Source organism: Pseudomonas sp. YuFO8 (assembly GCF_035065025.1).
Lineage (GTDB): Bacteria > Pseudomonadota > Gammaproteobacteria > Pseudomonadales > Pseudomonadaceae > Aquipseudomonas > Aquipseudomonas putida_AE.
The window spans coordinates 78,852-97,661 of the sequence record NZ_JAXDEQ010000012.1 but is presented as its reverse complement, the minus strand read 5'-3'; the positions used below and the strand labels follow the sequence as shown (position 1 = coordinate 97,661).

Sequence of the window (18,810 nt, the reverse complement as noted above, 5' to 3'; positions counted from 1 at the left end):
CGCCATCGCGAGCAGGCTCGCTCCCACAGGGATTTCTACAGGTCTTGCGATCCCCTGTAGGAGCGAACATCAGAAGACGGTTTCAGGAGCCGCTAGATACTCATCACCATCTGCCCACTATCAACACGCAACTCAACACCATTGATCGCCCGCGCCTCGTCGCTGGCCAGGAACAGCACGCTGGCCGCCACATCCTCGGGGCGGCACATGCGGTTCATCGGATCGCTGTCGATGGTCAGGCGGTTGGGGTCGACGCCTTCGGGGAAGCCGCCGCGGGTCATGTTGGTGAGTACGCCGTCGGGGTGCAGGGTGTTGCAGCGGATGCGGTATTTGCGCCGCCGGCACATCACCGCCACCGAACGCGACAACGCCGCCACTGCGCCCTTGGAGGCGCTGTAGGCGAGGTAATCGTCGCGCCCGGCCAGGGCTGCGATGGACGACAGGTTGATGATCGAGCCACCGCTGTCCTTCATCAACGCGATGCCTTCGCGGCAGCCCAGGAACACGCTGTCGGCGTTCACGCGCATTACTTTGTGCCAATCAGCCAGGCTGGTTTCCTCGATCGAGCCGGCGATCAGGATGCCGGCGTTGTTGACCAGGATATCCAGGCGACCGTAGTGCTCGCGCACATGGTCGATGACCTGACGCCACTGGTCTTCGCTGCTGACGTCGTGGCGGATGAAAGCGGCGGTTGGCCCGATTTCAGCGGCCAGGGCCTGGCCGGCCTCGACGTCCAGGTCGCTGATCAGCACCTGGGCACCTTCGGCCGCCAGCAGGCGCGCGCTGGCAGCGCCGATGCCCCTGGCGCCGCCGGTGACCAGCGCAACCTTGCTGTGAACACGCCCGTTCTTCCTGGTTTGCTCGAGGGTCATCATGGGGTCTCCTGTGCGAGGGTTGTTTGCGATTGCTGGCTGCGGGCACGGGCGACGGCGGCACCGGCTCGACGGCCGGAGAACACGCAGTCGGCCAGGGACAGGCCACTGATGTACAGGTGCGAAGGGATGCCCAGGGCACTGCGTCCGGCGGCGTATAATCCAGTGATGGCCTGGCCTTGCTGGTCGAGCACCGCGCCGCTGCGCTCATCCACGCGTAAGCCGCCCAAGGTCAGGGCGCCCAGGGGGAATACTGGATTGGTCACCGAGATATCACAGGCATAGAACGGTCCTTGTTCAAGCACCTGGCGCCCGCCTTCGGACTTGCCGAACGGCTCCGGCGCCTCGCCACGGGCGGCGGCGTTGGCCGCCAGCACCGAGTCGCGCAGCACGGCGGGGGCCATGGACGTTGCACTGGCCAGCTCGGTCAGGCTCTTGCCCTTGCGCACCTTGAACAGCATCAGCGCCAGGGCCGGAAAGCTCTGGAACCACCAGTAGCCGCCGAACAGCGCTTCGCGGATGGCTTTCTTGCGCAGCGGCGCATCCAGCACCAGCCACGCCTTGCCGCCCTGTTCTTCCATCAAGGGTTGGCCGAGGGTGGCGCCGTAGACTTCTTCGTTACAGAAGCGCCGACCCTCGCGATTGACCACGATGCCTTTGTGCCAACTGTACGGCGGGTTGATAAAGCGCCACGCGGATACCCGCTCAAGCCCCGCACCCTGGCCACCGACACTGGTGCCCAGGCGCAAGCCACTGCCATCGCAGCCGGTGGCGCCGACCTTGAAGTTGCGCCGGAACTTCGGCGCGTGCTGTTCGAGTAGCTGGCGATTGAAGATGAAACCGCCGGTGCTGAGGATCACACCATCGCGCGCCCGCACCCGGCGTGGCTGGGCGAAGTCCCGTTCCAGCTGGCAAACCTTCTTGCGCAGTTTGTTGCAATAGCCAGGGGCGAAGTTCTGCAAGCGTTCGGCGCGGGCCGCCAGTCGTGCATGCAGCTGTGCTTCCTTGCTGCCTTCGGGCATGCACCAGAACTCGGCGCCCAGTACCCGCCCCTGGCGATCGGTCACCAGTCGTCGCGCCGCCGCCTGCAACAGCGTCTTCGCTCCGGCCTTCAGGCACGCGGCCTTGAGGTGGGCAAACAGCACTGCGCCGCCCTGCCCTTTGCCCACGGTGCGATGCCCTCGTGGTGCAGGCGGCAAGGGACCGCCGTGATCAGGCACCAATTCGTTACCCGAGTAATAGAGGAAGTAGCCGTCGGGCGGGTATGAGGTCTTGCCCCCGCCCGGTGGCATCTGGTGGGCGTAGGGTGCGCCGTGGCTTTCCAGCCATTGCAGGTTGCTCACGCTGTCTGTGCAGAAGCGCCAGAGGGTGTCATCGCCGACCACGCCCCGGGTTTCGTGCTTGAGGTAATCGAACATGGCTTCGGGGCTATCGTTGAAACCCGCTGCCTGTTGATGGCGTGTGCCACCACCGGCGTACACCACCCCGCCGCTCTTGGCGCTGGCGCCGCCGCCGGTGAAGCGGTCGGCGATCAACACGTCGGCGCCCTGGGCCCGGGCTTCCAGCGCGGCGCAGGCACCGGCCGCGCCCCAGCCGACGATCACCACGTCGCATTGTTGGTCCCACGTCACACTGTTGCCATCGGCCACTTGCAAGGGTGGCAGCACGTCGGTGCTGGGGAGGTTATCGGACATTGGCATAACCCCTCCTAACGCTGGCTGGCCAGGTGATTGGCGGCGACATAACCGAAGGTCATCGCCGGTCCCAGGGTGCCGCCGGCGCCCGGATAGCTGGTGCCCATCACCGACGCCGAGCAGTTGCCGATGGCGTACAGGCCAGCGATGGTCGAACCGTCATCGCGTACCACCTGGGCATGTTCGTTGGTCAACAGGCCGCCCTTGGTGCCGATGTCCCCGGCGTCCAGGCGCATGGCGTAGTACGGGCCTTTTTTCAAGGGTGCCAGGCAAGGATTGGGCTTGATGTTGCAGTCGCCGTAATAGCGGTCGAAGACGTTGCCGCCACGGGCGAAGTCGAGGTCCACGCCGCTCTCGGCGTAGCCGTTGACCTTGCTGACGGTGGCTTCCAGGCCAGCGCTGTCGACGCCGATCTCCCGGGCCAGGCCGGTAAGTGTGTCGGCCTTCCAGTACAGGTTGTTGAGCCATTCCTTGCGCAGGCGGCTGTCGGGCATGATCTGGCCCGGCATCAGCGGGCCCATGGCGTAGTTGAAACGGAAATGCGCGTCGAAGATTACCCAGGCCGGCACCGATTTGCCGCCGGTTTTCTGGTTGTCCTGGTGCATGGCATCGACGAATTCCAGGTACGGCGCCGCTTCGTTGACAAAGCGTTGGCCCAGGCCGTTGACCACGATGGCACCGGGGAACGCACGCTCGGCGAAGATCCCCCGGGGCTTGTCTTCACCCGGCACGGCAATGGTAGGTGCCCACCAGGCCCAATCCATCAACGCGGTGGCCGCGCCCTGGGCCATGCCAGCTTCCAGGGCTGCGCCGGTGTTGTTGCCGGGAGGCGTCGCGCTCCAGGCCTTGCGGGTCGGCTTGGGCAGGTACTGGTCGCGCAGGACCTGATTTTGTTCGAAGCCTCCGGAGGCCAGGATCACCCCCAGGCGTGCATGCAGTTGCAGCTCGGCGCCGTCACGCCGCACGGTGACGCCGGTGACCCGACCGTTATCGGTGACCAGGCCGCAGAAATCGGTGTTGAGCCACAGCGGCACGTCGCGGTCCATCAGCGAGCGGCGCAGCGAGGCCACCAATGAGTTGCCCAGGGATGCGCGGCGATCCATCTTGCTCTTGCGCCGCCATTTGAAGTCCAGCTTGTAGCGCAGCATCAGCTTCATGATCAGCAGGCGCCAGCCGAAACTGCGGGCCATGGCCTTGTGCGCATCGCGCGCGGTCCAGGCGATGCGCCCCATCAGCAGGGTTGAAGGTGACGGCTTGCGCAGGTTCGCCAGTTCATCACCCAACAGGCTGGTGTCGAACATCTCCGGGTCGAGGGTCCGCCCGCCGGGCAGCGCCCCCGGCAGGTGCGGATAATAATCTGGGTATTTCGCTGCCACCGCGTAGCGCACCCGGCTGATACGGGTGAGCTGTTCGATCATCTTCGGCGCATTGTCGAGGTAGGCACGCAGGCGCGTTTCATCGACATGTTCGCCTGCCGCGGCCTTGAGATAAGTCAGCGCCGTGGCGTAGCTGTCGTTGCCGCGCTGGCGAGCGAAGTAGTGGTTGTTGGGGATCCAGATACCGCCCCCGGAGATCGCCGAAGTGCCGCCGTACTGGTCGCTTTTCTCCAGCACCAGCACGCGCATTCCCTGGTCGGCGAGGAACACCGCCGAAGTCATCGCACCTGCGCCCGAACCAACGACGATCACGTCGTAGTGGGTCTGAGACTGAACTTGAGCCGTCATTGTTGTTATGCCATTAGCTGAGGTCAGGAAGAAACCGCCGACCACGCAGGGTGCGCTGGCGGAGTGCAGCCCCATGATCGGGGCTGCGGGGGGATGGGCTCATCGTCAAAGTGGACTAGGGGCCTGGTCGTACACACCCCCTGTCATTCCATGTGCTCACCCTGTAGCTGCCTTGCCAGCGAAGAGGTCGGCAAATCCAGCATCTCAATCGGCTGACATATCGCCTTCGCCGGCAAGCCGGCTCCTACAAGGGAACCCAATCCCGGCAACACCCAATCACACTGTAGGAGCTGGCTTGCCAGCGATGAGGCCGGCACAGCTAACATCTCCATCGCCTGACACGCCGCCATCATGAGCAGGCCCCCACAGGTATGGGATTAAAGAGCGGCGCGTCTGGCGGCCCACGGATGCGCCTGCTCCAGCTGGCTGGCCAGGCGCAGCAGTACGTCTTCGCCGCCTAAACGCGCGGTGAACATCATGCCCACCGGCAGGCCGTTGTCGCTCTGGCCCAAAGGTAGCGAGATGGCCGGCTGGCCGCTGACGTTGGCCAGCACGGTGAAGCCGGCGCTGCCCATGGCATTGTGGGCGTAGCTGTCCCAGGGCTGGTCGAGGGACAGCAGGCCGAGCTTGGGCGTGAGGCTGCCGGTGACCGGCGACAGGATCACGTCGTAGCGTTCGAAGTGCTGCTCCATGGTCGCGCCGATGTTCTCGAACGATTGGCGGGCGCGGTACAGGTCCTCGCCGCTGGTGCCCTTGGAACGCTCCAGGTTGACCAGGGTGATCTTCTCCAGATCCTGCGCCGTGGCTGCGCGGCCGAGCACCTGTTCACGGTCGTGGATCAGGGTTCGCACCGCCGTCCCGATCACCGTGCCGTGGGCGCCGAACAACTGGCGAGGATCGACCCCGAGGGTCAACTCGTCGATCTCGTGCCCAAGGGCGAGCAGTTGCTTGATGGTCTGTTCCAGGGTGGCGGCAATCGCCGGTTCCAGCGGCGCACCGGTCAGCGATTGGCGCACCACGGCTACCCGCAACTTGCCCGGTTCGCGCTGCAGCTCTTGCACATAAGGTCGTACCAAGGGTGGGCTCCAATAGGCACTTCCCGCTTCATGGCCTTGCCCGACATCGAGGAACAGCGCGGTATCGCGGACCGTGCGCGAGACCACGTTACCCACGCTGGCGCCAAACCAGCCTTCGAAATGCAGCGGTCCGCTGGGGGTGCGATAGCGACTGGGCTTAAGCCCGACCAGGCCGCAATACGAAGCCGGAATGCGGATCGAGCCGCCGCCATCGGTGGCGTGGGCCACGGGCACGATCCCCGCTGCCACCGCCGCCGCCGCGCCACCGGAGGAGCCGCCCGCACTCATGGCCAGGTTCCAGGGGTTATGGGTCTGGCCCCAGGCCAGGGATTCGGTGGTGGTGGTCAGGCCGAACTCGGGGCATGTGGTCTTGCCGAACGGCACCGCGCCGGCCTGTTCATACCGGCTGATCAGGGTACTGGTGCGGGTGGCGGGCGGTGAGTCCTTGAACATCCGGCTTCCGTTGCTGGTGACGGTCCCTTGCAGCGAGGTATTGAGGTCCTTGATCAGCAGTGGCACGCCGGCCAGGGCGCCCTGGTTTAAGGTGCCGGCCGCGCGGCGCTGGGCAAGCATGGCGCGTGCGTAGGCTTCATGCAGCATGTTCACCGCATTGACCCGGGGGTTGACCTCGTTGTAACGGGCCAGTGTCGCCGCCAGCAGGTCCTCGGCACTCAGCTCGCCACTGCGGATCGCCTGGCTCATCGCCCAGGCGTCCATGGCCTGGTAGTCGCTGGCCGAAAGCCCCGCCGCGCGGGCGTCGGCAAACCGCCCAAGAAGGCCGACGCCGACCGCCACGGCACCGGCCTTGAGCACGCTGCGGCGCGGCCAGCCAGTGGCGGAGTTGAGTGGTGCGTTTTCGTGGTTATCCATTGTAGTGATCGCGCCCTGTTTGTGGGTTATTAGAGTGTTCAGGTCTTACGCCCTGTGGGATCGAGCCTGCTCGCGAAAGCGATGGATCAGTCAACATTGATGTTGATTATGCTGGCCTCTTCGCGAGCAGGCTCGCTCCCACAGTGAATGCAGTGTCTGCTCATGCAACATTGAATCGTGCCGACAACTGATCCAGTGCCCGCGCCAGTTGCTCCAGGTCCGCGGCGGCCACCGCGCTGCGCCCGGCATTGGCCGACAGCGCACCGGTGCCGCTGGAAACGCTCTCGACCCTGGCGACCATTTCCCGAGTGACCCGCACCTGTTCGGTGATCACCGTGGCGATGGTGTCCACGCTGCGGATCACATCATCGGTGCCGCTGCGAATCTGCGCCACCGAATCGCCGGCCTCATGGGCCAGGTTGACGCCGTCACGCACCCGGCTGACCACCCGCCCCATGCCGTCGACCACCGCCAGCGTGCCTTCCTGGATGCGCTGCACGGTGAGATCGATTTCGCCAATCGAGCTGGCGGTGCGTTGGGCCAACAGGCGAACTTCGTCGGCGACCACGGCAAACCCGCGCCCCGCCTCCCCTGCCCGCGCGGCCTCGATGGCGGCGTTCAACGCCAGCAGGTTGGTTTGCTCGGCAATGCTGCGAATAACCTTGAGCACGTGGCTGATCTCCCCGGAGAACCCTTCCAGCTGGCGAATGTGCACGGCAGTGTCACTGATCACGTCGCTGATGCGGTTCATCTCCTGGGCCATGTCGCGAATAAATTCCTCGCTCTTGCCCGAGCGCCGCGCCGAATGCTGGGTGATGTCGCGAGACACGCCGACATGGTTTTCCACTTCGCTGATCGACCCCGAGAGGTCCTCCACCGCCCGGGAAATCCCGCGCACCGCGTCCGCCTGTTGCTGGGTGGCCGTAGAAGCCGACTCCGCCGACTCAGCCATGTGCGCCGCTTCGTGACTGACCCGCTGCACCAGCTCGCGCATCTGTGAAATGAGCCCGTGCAGGCCGTCACGCATCAGCGCAATGTCGCGCAGCATCAGCGCGAACTCGTCGCCGCCCTTGATCTCGATTGGTTGCACCAGATCGCCACTGGCGATGGCCCGCACGCAGGCACCGGCCTGGGCAAAGGCACGCTTGAGCCGACGCAGCGTGGAAAACGCGGTGAGGCTGCCCACCAGGCCGCCTACCACCGCCAGTGCCAGGTAAGCCAGCAACGTCGAACGATAGCGGTACTGCGCCGCCTCGTAGGCCTGCGCAGCGCGCAGCTTCTGCAAGGCCTGCAGCTTGCTCAGCTCAGCCACGGCGGCATTGCCCCGGGGCTCGGCCATGCGCAGAAAGGACAGAATGCCCGGCAGGCGAAAATCGCCGACGCGAAAGGATTCCAGAAGGATGCCCAACTCGTCCTGCCATGCCCGGTAATGCTGGTCGAACGCATCAGCCGCCTGCTGCTCTTCGCCACTCAATGAGCGTTGGCGATAGCTCGCCCAAATCTTCGCCAGTGCCACATTGTTACTCTCGATGGCACTCAGGGTGGCTTCCACCGGACGGTCAAACGCCGCCACCAGCGAGCCTTCCGGGTCTTGCTGGATCGCCAGCAGAACCTGGCGACGACTTTCACCGAGGCGATGTTCGATGTCACCAAACATCAACAAGGTCGCCAGGTTGTCCTCGTTGATGGCCCGCAGGCTGTCGCGCGCCTGCTGCAAACCGTAGGCGCCGAACAGTACCGCCAGGGCAAACAACAAGGTGGCCAACAGCGCCCAGAGCCACAGGCGCTGGGCGATCGTAATTGCCTTGAACATGATCAATGGCCTGTCCCCTGGAGCGGATGGGGCGCAAGGTACCCCAGCCTGGAATTAGTCGCGAGTGACCCCGGCCAGCATCGCCGCCAGAAAGTGCTCGCCATAGGGCGGCAACAGGCCCCATTCCCGGCGCGGGTCGTGGGCCGAGGCCTTGAACACCGTGCGCAGGTGACTGAATTCGAGAAAGCCTTCGCGGCCATGGTAATGGCCCATGCCCGAGGCACCGATACCACCGAACGGCGCATCGTGCAGGGCGGCATGCATCATCACATCGTTGATCGTGACCCCGCCGGACAGGGTGTGCTCGAGCACATGACGTTGCTCCTGTGCATCCTCGCCGAAGTAGTACAGCGCCAACGGACGTGGCCCTGCGTTGATTTGTGCGATGACCTGATCGAGCTCGTCATAACCCAGCACGACCATGGCCGGGCCAAAGATTTCCTCGTGCATGATCAGGCTGTCCTGGGCCGGATCCACCACCACCCGCAGCGGACGACGCCGATCCTGGGGATCCACCGCGAGGGGTTCGGGCAGGCACTCGATGCGAGTACCGCGCGATTGCGCATCCTCGACCAGGCCCTCGACCCGCTCCAGATGGCGCTGGTTGACCACTGCCACCACATCCGGGTTGCCAGCCACCGTCGGGATGAGATCGCGATAAGCGCCTCGCAATGCATCGAGGAAAGACTCGAGGCGGGCCTTGGGCACAAACACCAGGTCCGGGGTGATACAGATCTGTCCGCCATTGCCGGCCTTGCCTGCGGCGATGCTGAAGGCGGCCTTGTTCAGGTCGGCGCTGGACGAGACGATCACCGGCGACTTGCCACCCAGCTCCAGGGTCACCGGCACCAGGTTTTTCGCGGCATTGCCCATTACCCGCCGGCCAATCGCCGTGCTGCCGGTAAACACCAGATGATCAAAAGGCTGGCTGCTGAACGCCTCGCCCAACTCCGGGCCGCCATTGACCACGGCCACCACCAGCGGGTCGAGGTGTTCGGCGCACAGGCGCGCCACCAGTTCAGCGGTGCGCGGCACCACTTCCGACGGTTTGAGGATGGCCCGGTTGCCCGCTGCCAGCGCCGAGGCCAGAGGACTGAACAAGGTGTACAGCGGGGCGTTCCAGGTGCCGAGGATGCCCACCGTGCCTTTGGGCTGGTGCATGACCCAGGCCCTGGCGCCGAGCTGGTCATAGGGGGCAAACATTTCCCGCGGCTCGTCCTGCATCCACCCTTGCAGATGATCGCGGGCATATTTGAGCGAAGCCAGTGAACCCAGCACGTCATTCATCAGGGAAAAGCCGGCGGGCCGTCCGCCAAAGTCCTGGTCGATCGCCGTGGTCAATGCCCCGTGGTTGTCGACCAGCAGGTCGATCACTTGCTGCAGGCGCTGGCGGCGGGTGTCGACGCTGACACTGCCGGCGCCGGCAAAGGCTTCTTTCTGGCGCGCAAGCAGGCTGGAAAGGTCGTCCGAAGACGTGGCTGAACTCATTGTTATCCCCTTGCAGGTTGGCTCGATGGCCGGTGAGCGCCCGATGCGCCTGGCGCCACCCTAGCCTCGCACACGCCTGCGCCGCCTCGTCCAATCGGACGAGGCGGTGCATTAGCGTTAGTCCGTTGAGACGATGTTCAAGGCCTGCAAACGTCCAATACTGGCCATACGAAAACCTCCACCCCATGAGGCCAGTCATGGCAATGCAAAATATCAGCTTCGATCCCCAGGCATTTCGCGCCGCGCTCGGCACGTTCACCACCGGGGTCACGATCATCACCACCCAGACCGAAGACGGCTCGCCCGTGGGCATCACCGCCAACAGTTTCAACTCGGTGTCGCTCAACCCGCCGCTGGTGCTCTGGAGCCTGTCCAAGCAAGCGCGCAGCCTGCCGATCTTCAGCAGCGGCAAGCACTGGAACGTGCACGTGCTGTCCACGGAGCAGGAGACCCTGTCGGGACGATTCGCCACCCAGGGCGAGGACAAGTTCGCCGAGATCCAACTGGACAATGGCATCAGCGAGGCACCGTTGCTGCAGGATTGCACGGCGCGCTTCCAGTGCCGCACCGCGTTCCAGTACGAAGGTGGCGACCATGTGATTTTCGTCGGCGAAGTCCTCGCCTTCGATCACAGCGACCGCGCGCCGTTGGCGTTCCAGAGCGGCCAATATGCCCTGGCCACGCGCAAGCCCCGCAGCGAACTGCGCCTGGCGACCACGCCGCCACCGCCCGAGTGCAGCTACACAGAGGACTTGCTCGGCTACCTGCTGGGGCGCGGCCATTACCAGGCGCTCAATGCCCTGCGCCAACTGCTGAACAGCCAGCAGCTGGACGAACAGACGTTCTTCGTCCTGTCGATCCTGTGTATCCGCGACAACATGACGCTGGAGGAGATCAACACCTTCGTCACCTACACCGGCCGCGAAGTGACGCTGGCCAGCATGCGTTTTCTCGAGCGCCAGCGCCTGGTGGCCTTCGAAGGGCCGGCACAAGCGCCGCGTTTTGTCCTCACCGCCCAGGGCCGCGAAGTTTCGTTGCATCAGCTGGCGCTGGCCAAGGCCGTGGAAGAAGACCTGTCGGCCAAGCTCGGCGCCGCCGATGCCCAAGCCTTGAAGGTGTTGCTCAAGCGCCTGATTCACGTGAGCGACCCGGGCCTGCCTGACCTGTGGGCGCCGCGATGACCGCTCGCGCAAGTACGCTGCCGGCCGCCACGGTCGGCTGGGGCAGCCATGGCCTGCTGTTGCTGCTGGCCATGGTGTTTGCCGACAACTTTGTCGGGCGCCAGATACTCGCGGTCATGGTCGAACCGATCAAGGCCGAATTCGGCGTCAGCGACACGGCCATCGGCTTGATCTCTGGCTTGGCGTTCGCGGCCGTCTATGCACTCATGGGCCTGCCGGCCGGGCGGCTGGTGGACCGCATGCCGCGTATCCGCCTGCTGGCCATGTCCTGCCTGCTCTGGGCCGTGGCCACCATGGCGTGCGGGCTGGCGGGCAGCTTCCTGGCGCTGGCCGTTGCGCGAATGCTGGTGGCCATCAGCGAATCGCCGACCACTTCGGCCTCGCTTTCGTTGATCGCCGACCTGTATCCGGCCCATCGTCGCTCCTTCGCCATCAGTTGTTTTACCGCGGCGCCGACCTTTTCCTCGATCATCGGTTTGAGTATCGGTGCCTGGGTGGTCGAGCACTATGGCTGGCGCACGGCGTTCATTGCCCTGGGCATGCCGGCCCTGGTGTTTTGCACCCTCCTGGCGTTTTTCGTGCGCGAGCCGCAGCGTGGCCGCTGGGACCTCACGCCACACACCCACACAGCGCCCGCGCTGCTTGGCATGGGCGCCGAAGCCCGCAAGCTCTGGGCATTGCCGGCCTACCGCTGCCTGATTCTCGCGGGCGGCCTGACCACGCTCAGCTCCTATGCCATTGCCATGTGGAACACCAGTTTCCTGGTGCGCTCCCACGGCTTGTCACTGCAACACGCCGGCTTGCTGGCGGGGGTGATCTGCGGGACCTCGGCCGGGATCGGTGGTCTGTTCAGTGGCTGGTTGAGCGACCGCCTGTGCCGTCGCGATCCCCATTGGCAGGTGTCCATTCCCGTAGTGGGCCACCTCGCGGCCACCTGCGCCCTGGTCCCCTATCTACTGTGGTCCGACTCCGTGCTGGTGCATCTGGGCGACGTGCCGATCCCAGACGCCATGCTCTGGTGTGCGCTGTATTCCTTTTTTGCCGTGTGGTGGGTCGCGCCCTCCTACAACCTCGTCACGCAACTGGTGCCAGCGGGTAGGCGCGGTACCGCCATGGCGCTGCAAACCATCGTCAGCACGCTGCTCGGTATTGGCGTCGGCCCCTTGTTGACCGGCTTGTGCAGCGACATGTTGCTACCGCTGTTTGGCCAGGAGTCATTGCGCTATGCATTGCTGCTGGTGAACCTTCCAGTAATCTGTGCGGTGCTGCTGCTGATGCGCACGGCGCACCATGCTCGCGCAACAGGCTATCGCCACGCGGGATAATTTTTCCAGTTGACGGGACATCCATGCCAACCACCAGCGCATCAGCCAATCCAGTACACAGCGCCCGCGATCGACTGCTGGACGCGGCACTCGAACTCTTCGCCACCCACGGCTATCAGGCCATCGGCTTGCGCGACCTGGCGAGCTACCTGGGGTTGCATGCCGGGTCGCTCTACCACCACATCGAAAACAAGCAGGCCTTGTTGTTCGAACTCATCGAGTCGGCCTTGTCGGACCTGCTGCTGGACACGCTGCGGCGAATGAAAGGCGCACGCAACGCTCGTGCACGTCTGCGGCTATTCATCCAGGCTTTCGTCGCTTTCAACTGTAATGAAAAATACAGACTGACGCTGGTCACCCGTGAGTTCACCAACCTGAACGAAGAACAGAAGAAGCAGGTGATCCAGCTGAAAAACCGCTACGCCGCTCTCTTGAACGCCATCATCACTGACAGCTACGGCGAGAAAGGCGCGGCCTGTGCAGACATCTGCCCGACCACCAGTGCTGTCATTGCCATGCTGTTTGGCCAGTCGCAGTGGTATACCCTCGAGACCAGCGAAGCACAGCTGACAGAAACACTGACAGAGGTAGTGGCGTGCATTATCGCCAACAACCAGAAGACCAAAACACCTGCGACGCGGCCAATAACGCGAGGCGCTGTCAATTTTCCCCACCCACCGCCTGATTCGCTTTATCCTTGACGCAAATCGATGACAAGCCTGTAGAGGGCTATTGACTGTTCCCCCATGCGCAAACTTTTGTACCTGACGTTCTCCATGGCGCTTGTCGCCGCTCTTACGACCTACGCAATGTGGGCCGCGGATCGCCCGACGGGGCTGTACCTCTCGGATCTGCGGATCGATGTCGCCGTCGACCAGGGCACGCCCGCTGACCGCGGCAACTTGCTGGGCATCCAGCCCGAGCTGTTTCCCACCGACTACCAAAGCCCCGAACGCTTGCACCGCAAACTCGCCGCCTACTTGCAGAAGGCCCGGGACCAGGGGCTGTTGAATGAAAAAACCATCGTCGTATTGCCCGAACATGTCGGCACCTGGCTGATGGTCAGCGGCGAAAAGGACGAGTTGTACCAGGCCGGCACGTTCAAGGAAGCCATGAACTGGCTGGCCGTGAGCAACCCGCTGAAGTTCGTCCGCGCGCTGATTGGCGCCGAGGGCGAGAGCCGTATCGACGACGCGCACCTGCGCATGAAAGCCAAAGGCATGGCCAAGGATTACCAGGCGTTGTTCGGCGGACTGGCCAAGGAGTTTGACGTCACCCTGGTGGCCGGCTCCATCGTGCTGCCCGAACCCAGTGTCGTCGACGGCACGTTGAAAATCGGCCGTGGCGCGTTGTTCAACAGCAGCGTGGTGTTCGGCCGCGATGGCCTGCCCATCGGCCAACCCCAGCGCCAGATGTATCCGGTGTTCGAACAGCAGGAGGCGATCAAGGCCAACGGCGAACACAGGCTCAATGTCGTCGACACCCCGGCCGGGCGCCTGGGCGTGCTGATCGGCAGCGACAGCTGGTACCCGGACAACTACCGCAAACTCGATACTCAACAGGTACAGCTGGTTGCTGTCCCGGCGTTTGTCTCCGGTCGCGGTACCTGGGACCAGCCGTGGCGTGGCTACAAGGACTCATCGACACCCGCCTCCGTCAGCCTCAAGGCCGGGGAAGTCAGTGAAGGCCAAGCATGGCAGCGCCTGAACCTGAGCACTCAAGCACCCGCCAGCCAGGCCATCGCCGGCATCAATGTATTCCTGCGTGGACAGTTCTGGGATCAGGGCAGCGCCGGGCAGAGTTTTCTCAGCAGCAACGGCCGGCATTTCGCCGACGGCAAGGCCCGCGGTGCGCGTCTGCTGAATCTTTGGCTGTAGGCCATGAAACCCACCCCCATGCGCCTGGGTGATCTGTCGGTGGGTTTTGTTCACAGCCTGGCCGACGCCGTGCGCAGCCACGGCACAGACCCGCAACCACTGCTCGAGCAATACGGCCTGGATGCGGCCCGGTTGAGTGAAGCCGGTGCCCGTCTCTCGATCCCGCGCTACATGCGCCTGGGCCACGCGGCCATCCAGTTGACCGGCAACCCGGCGCTCGGCTTGCAGATGGGCCTGCTCAGTCGCCTGAGCCAGGCCGGCCTTGCCGGCGTGACTGCCGCCCAGGCGCCGACGGTGCGCGAGGCGGCGCGCTGCCTGATTCGATTCGAAGCCTTGTATGGCTCCAACTATCGCGGTCAATCGAGCTTTCACGAAGATGCCCAGGGTGCCTGGTTGCGCTTCTATTCCATCAGCCCCTACAACAGCTACAACCGCTTCGTGGTGGATTCGATCATCTGTGGCTGGTTGCAGCAATTGTCCAGCGTCAGCCCTGCCCCGCTGCGCGCCGAACGCATCGACATCGAGTTCGAGGATCCCGGTTACCGCGCGGCCTACGAGGTGCTGGGCGACTGCCCGATCCAGTTTGGCGCCGAGCACAATCAACTGCGCCTGAGCCTGGCCAGCCTTGCCCAGCGCAACCCCGAGCATTGCCCGAGCACCTGGCGCCACTTGTTGAAGTTGTGTGAGCGAGAGCTGGAGCAGCTGACACGCACCCGCAGCCTGGGTGAACGCATCACTCAATTGCTGGGGCCGTTGCTCAATGGTGGCCGGGAACCCGACCTGGAAGAAGTGGCGGCACGCCTGAAGCTGCCGGTCTGGACCTTGCGCCGCAAGCTCGCCGAAGAAGGCACGCAATTTCGCGCGATCCTCAACGACACCCGTCGCGACCTGGCCATGACCTACATCCGCGATACCGAACTGGCGTTCGGCGAAATCGCCTACCTGCTGGGCTTTGCCTCAGCCGAAGCCTTTCAACGCGCCTTCAAGCGATGGACCGCCCAGACGCCCGGCGAGTTTCGCCGTAGTCGCAGAGAGACAGCCATCAGCAGCAAGCTTTAAGCTGAACGTTAAAGCTCGGTCGCGTCTTCGGCCGGTTCCAGCGGGTCCAGTTCAAACGCCTGATACTCGAGCAGTTCTTCTTGATAATCGTCCATTTTCGAATCCCCCACAGCTCATGAAAAAACGTCTGAATAAATGACCAGCGCCTTGAGCCTAAAGTGCCCACGTGAAAGAAAAATGACGCGGACACGACAGTTCGTCGCTTACAGATAAAACGTAGCAGGCGGGAGGGAATTTATCACAGGATTTTTTTGCTGCAGGCCGCAGGACGACGGTCTGTTTGACGCGGGTCAATCTTTGTAGCGGTGACGGGGCCGGCGCGATGTCGCCTGGCCCCGTGGCGCCATCACTGGCCAGTGACGGGCATGGCCTGGATCGGTTCCGAAGGTGGCGACATGTCGCTTGGGTTGGCGGGTGGCGTGATGCTTTCCGTGGAAGGCGTTGGCTCAGCGCTTGGGGTCGAGGTAATCGGTGCAGCCTCAGGCGGCGGCGCAACCGGCTCGGAAGCGGCTGGAGCGACTTCAGGGGCCTTGGCGCCTTCTGGCGCCGGGGCAGGCTCTGGCGCAGATTCCGGTGCTAACGGCGCTGACGCCGGTGCCGGTGCCGGCTTCGGCTCGGGCACGCCCAGGTCGGTTTTCGGCTTGTCGGGGATGTGCGCCGCGGCTTTCACTTCCTTGGGCAGGAACAGCTCGACCAGGGCGAAGAAACGCTCGTAGAACTTCGCCGAGGTGACGGTTTCGCTCGCGACCTTGACCATCGAGTCGTCCGACGAGCCGATCGGCATCGACACCGAGCCCAGCACACCGACACCGAGGCTCGCCGAGTTGTTGGTTTTCTTCAGCGCGTACTTGTCCTGCAGGGCGTTGGCGAACACGGTGGCATGGTGCTCCGTCGTGCCGTCTTCGGTGCAGACCACGCTGAAACTGATTTCCATGTGGTTTTCGCCGGTTTGCTGGAAGCTCTTGTGCCCACTGACCAGCTTCGGATCACTGCTGGTGATGATATAGCCCTGGCTCAGCAAGGCTCGACGAGCCGCTTCACAGGAGGCCGAATCGGTCACCGGATAGTTGCGGGAAAAGGTTCCGGAATCATCGAAGTTCTCATGCTCGTAGATGGCGGCTTTCTTCGACGAACAACCGGCAGCAGCAGCCAGCACCAAGGCCAGCCCGACAACCCGCATGGGAATTGATTTAAACATTGAACATCCTGAGAGAAACGGTTCGGGGCGTATTGTGCAACAGATCGATGCTTAGCGGCGTACCGATTGTGTCTTAAAACAGTTACAGGGGTGTTGACCCGATGGTCGGGAGAAAATTACCCCGCCTCGTGCAATACAGGCGAAAAAAAACCCCGGCCTAACGGCCGGGGTCTTCATATCACGCGGACTGAGATCAGAAACGCTTGATCTCGGCCTGGCTTTCCAGCTGCTTGCGGTAAGCCGCGAAGTCTTGCTGGCCAACGCGCGAAGCGAGGAAGCGACGGTATTGAGCCTTCTCTTCTTCGGTCGGCGTGGCGGCCTCGTTCACACCGTTCAGACGCACGATCATCAGGCTGCCATCAGGCAAGGTGACGCTGCTGAAAGTCGGTTTGTCCTTGGCAGCAGGCTTGGGCATGCGGAACAGCGCCTGCAGCACAGCCGGGTCAACGCCTTCCTGAGCGCGGGTCGCAGCTTCGGTAACCTTCCAGCTCTGACCGTCGATCGGCTTGTCCAGAGGGGTCTTGCCATCACGCAGGCTGGCAATCAGCTCGTCAGCACGGGTCTTGGCGGCAGCAATGGCGTGCTCCTTGGCCAATTGCATGCGGATCGGACCTTCCACCTTTTCCAGTGGCAGTTGTTCAGGCTTGAGGTGCTCCTTGGCACGCAACACGATCACGGTGTCGGGGTCGAGCTCGATGGCGGTGCTGTTGGCACTCTCATCGAGTACTTCCGGGCTGAACGCTGCGGTGATCACGGCACGGTTGGCCGCAATGCCTTCGCCACCTTCACGGCCGAATGGCGCGGAAGTATGAACGGTCAGCTTCAAGTCCTGCGCAGGCTGGACCAGATCGGAGGCTTCGAACGCGGCGTCTTCCAGTTGCTTGGTCGCTTCGACGAAACGCTGCTCGACCTGCTGAGCCTTCAATTCGCGGGTCAGCTTGTCTTTCAGGCTGGCCAACGTCGGCACTTCAGGCGCTTCCACGCCCAACAGCTTGATCAGGTGGAAACCGAAGTCGGTGCGAACCGGCTCGGAAACCTGGTCCTGGGCCAACGCATACAGGGCTTTCTCGAACGCCGGGTCATAGACGCCAGGACCTGCGTAGCCCAGGTCACCGCCGTTATTCGCCGAACCCGGGTCCTGGGAGAATTCCTTGGCCAGGGCGTCGAACTGCTCACCCTTGTCCAGGCGGGCCTTGATCTCTTCGATCTTGGCCTTGGCCTGCGCTTCGGTGGTCTTGTCGTTCACTTCGACCAGAATGTGCGCAGCCCGGCGTTGCTCGGACAGGTTCGCGGTTTCTTTCTGATACGCCGCTTGCAGGTCTTCGTCCTTGACGCTGACCTGATCAAAGAAGGAAGCCTTCTTCAACTCCAGGTAATCAATGACCACCTGATCCGGCGTCATGAATTCCTTGGCGTGCTCGTCGTAGTAGGCCTTGACCTCTTCGTCGGTCAGCTTCACGGTCGACGGGTCGACCTTGATGTTCAGGGAAGCGAAATCGCGGGTCTGTTTTTCCAGACGGGCGAAGGCCAGGACCTGGGCATCGGTAACAAAACCGCTACCCGCCACACCGGCGCGCAGTTGCCCGATCAGCATTTCCTGAGCCAGCATCTGGCGGAACTGCATGCGGCTGTAGCCGAGCTGACGAATCACCTGGTCGAAACGCTCAGCGCTGAACTTGCCATCCACCTGGAATTCAGGTGTTTGCAGGATGACCTGGTCCAGCGCCGCTTCGGAGAAAGCGAATTTGGAGTTTTCTGCGCCTTGCAGCAGCAGTTTGCGGTCGATCAGGCCTTTGAGGGCCGATTCGCGCAGCATTTTTTCGTCGAGCAAAGAGGCGTCGAAATCCTTGCCCAGCTGTTGCATGAGTTGACGGCGTTGCATATCGACCGCCTGGCTCAGCTCGTTCTGGCTGATTTCTTCACCATTGACCTTCGCCGCTTCGTTCTTGCTCGTCGTGGCCTGGAAAATGGCGTCGAAACCGGTCAAGGCCATCAGTGCAACGATGACCCCGATAATGGTCTTGGCAATCCAGCCTTGTGAATTGTCCCTGATATTTTGCAGCATGCGTCCCCCATAAACGGTTGAACTTCAAAATTAGGCAACCGTGGAGCGTGGGTAGAATCCGGATAGAAGAAAGGCGCATCCGAGGATGCGCCTTCTCGTAACTGGCGGAGCGGACCGATGACTCGTCTTGACAAGCCTCGGCGTCTCGGACCGGCGAACTGCCGACTGGACTACCGCTCCGCTGCCAGGTCAGGCTTGACCCCGACCCGGATAGGCAAAAACCTGAATGGAACTTAGTTGACAGCTTCTTTCAGTGCTTTACCGGCTTTGAAACCTGGTTTTTTGGCAGCTGCGATTTCCAGCGTCTTACCGGTCTGTGGGTTACGACCGATGCGAGCTGGACGATCAGTTACGGAGAAGGTACCGAAACCAACCAGAACCACGGAGTCGCCAGCCTTGAGAGCGCCAGTGACGGATTCGATTACAGCGTCCAGCGCACGGCCAGCAGCAGCTTTCGGGATATCAGCGGATGCAGCGATAGCATCAATCAGTTCCGACTTGTTCACTCTAAGTCCCCTTATATCTATTTGAGTATGATTCTAAGTTTTTTTGGTGAAAGCAAAAACGA

At 63.0% G+C, this 18,810-nt stretch carries 14 protein-coding genes; 5 read left to right on the top strand and 9 right to left on the bottom strand.

What is annotated here, in order from left to right; genetic code table 11:
- Positions 1 to 92 precede the first annotated feature (92 nt).
- From SOP95_RS13285 to SOP95_RS13260, 6 genes are all read right to left on the bottom strand, one after another.
- Positions 93 to 875, bottom strand: a complete 783-nt coding sequence (locus SOP95_RS13285) for an SDR family oxidoreductase (RefSeq protein WP_274074644.1) — start codon at positions 873 to 875, stop codon at positions 93 to 95.
- On the bottom strand, positions 872 to 2,572 hold the full coding sequence (locus tag SOP95_RS13280; RefSeq protein ID WP_274074643.1) for an FAD-binding protein: 1,701 nt from the start codon (positions 2,570 to 2,572) through the stop codon (positions 872 to 874). Before SOP95_RS13280 ends, SOP95_RS13285 begins: the two co-directional genes overlap by 4 nt.
- An 8-nt stretch (positions 2,573 to 2,580) precedes the next feature.
- Positions 2,581 to 4,290, bottom strand: coding sequence for an FAD-binding protein (locus SOP95_RS13275; protein WP_274074642.1), 1,710 nt, complete (start codon positions 4,288 to 4,290; stop codon positions 2,581 to 2,583).
- Positions 4,291 to 4,667: 377 nt separating this feature from the next.
- Positions 4,668 to 6,236, bottom strand: a complete 1,569-nt coding sequence (locus SOP95_RS13270; RefSeq protein WP_274074641.1) for an amidase — start codon at positions 6,234 to 6,236, stop codon at positions 4,668 to 4,670.
- A gap of 160 nt (positions 6,237 to 6,396) precedes the next feature.
- Positions 6,397 to 8,049, bottom strand: a complete 1,653-nt coding sequence (locus SOP95_RS13265) for a methyl-accepting chemotaxis protein (protein WP_323607342.1) — start codon at positions 8,047 to 8,049, stop codon at positions 6,397 to 6,399.
- A 54-nt stretch (positions 8,050 to 8,103) separates the two neighbouring features.
- Entirely contained in the window at positions 8,104 to 9,537 is a 1,434-nt protein-coding gene (locus SOP95_RS13260) for a coniferyl aldehyde dehydrogenase (protein WP_274074639.1), read from the bottom strand.
- Positions 9,538 to 9,734: 197 nt separating this feature from the next.
- On the opposite strand from SOP95_RS13260, the gene SOP95_RS13255 reads away from it, so the two are divergent.
- Genes SOP95_RS13255 through SOP95_RS13235 form a run of 5 tightly spaced genes read left to right on the top strand, consistent with a single transcriptional unit; the run spans position 9,735 to position 14,979 of the window.
- Positions 9,735 to 10,718 carry a flavin reductase family protein gene (locus SOP95_RS13255; RefSeq protein ID WP_274074638.1) on the top strand — a complete coding sequence of 328 codons (984 nt, stop codon included), beginning with the start codon at positions 9,735 to 9,737 and terminating at the stop codon, positions 10,716 to 10,718.
- Positions 10,715 to 12,043 (top strand): spinster family MFS transporter, encoded by a 1,329-nt coding sequence (locus SOP95_RS13250; protein WP_274074637.1) that lies wholly within the window; start codon positions 10,715 to 10,717, stop codon positions 12,041 to 12,043. The genes SOP95_RS13255 and SOP95_RS13250 overlap by 4 nt, the downstream gene beginning before the upstream one ends.
- A 23-nt stretch (positions 12,044 to 12,066) precedes the next feature.
- Complete coding sequence (locus SOP95_RS13245) at positions 12,067 to 12,744, top strand: TetR/AcrR family transcriptional regulator (RefSeq protein ID WP_274074636.1); 678 nt, start codon at positions 12,067 to 12,069, stop codon at positions 12,742 to 12,744.
- Between the two features lie 45 nt (positions 12,745 to 12,789).
- Positions 12,790 to 13,920 carry a carbon-nitrogen hydrolase family protein gene (locus SOP95_RS13240; RefSeq protein ID WP_274074635.1) on the top strand — a complete coding sequence of 377 codons (1,131 nt, stop codon included), beginning with the start codon at positions 12,790 to 12,792 and terminating at the stop codon, positions 13,918 to 13,920.
- Positions 13,921 to 13,923: 3 nt separating this feature from the next.
- Entirely contained in the window at positions 13,924 to 14,979 is a 1,056-nt protein-coding gene (locus SOP95_RS13235) for an AraC family transcriptional regulator (RefSeq protein WP_274074634.1), read from the top strand.
- Between the two features lie 346 nt (positions 14,980 to 15,325).
- On the opposite strand, the gene SOP95_RS13230 is transcribed toward SOP95_RS13235, so the two are convergent.
- The 3 genes from SOP95_RS13230 to SOP95_RS13220 form a co-directional block, all read right to left on the bottom strand.
- Positions 15,326 to 16,177, bottom strand: coding sequence for a DUF2242 domain-containing protein (locus tag SOP95_RS13230; RefSeq protein WP_323607341.1), 852 nt, complete (start codon positions 16,175 to 16,177; stop codon positions 15,326 to 15,328).
- 193 nt (positions 16,178 to 16,370) lie between these two features.
- The gene (locus SOP95_RS13225; RefSeq protein WP_274074632.1) at positions 16,371 to 18,242 is read right to left on the bottom strand and encodes a SurA N-terminal domain-containing protein; all 1,872 of its coding nucleotides are present in this window, start codon (positions 18,240 to 18,242) and stop codon (positions 16,371 to 16,373) included.
- 233 nt (positions 18,243 to 18,475) lie between these two features.
- Complete coding sequence (locus SOP95_RS13220; protein WP_002552737.1) at positions 18,476 to 18,748, bottom strand: HU family DNA-binding protein; 273 nt, start codon at positions 18,746 to 18,748, stop codon at positions 18,476 to 18,478.
- Positions 18,749 to 18,810 lie beyond the last annotated feature (62 nt).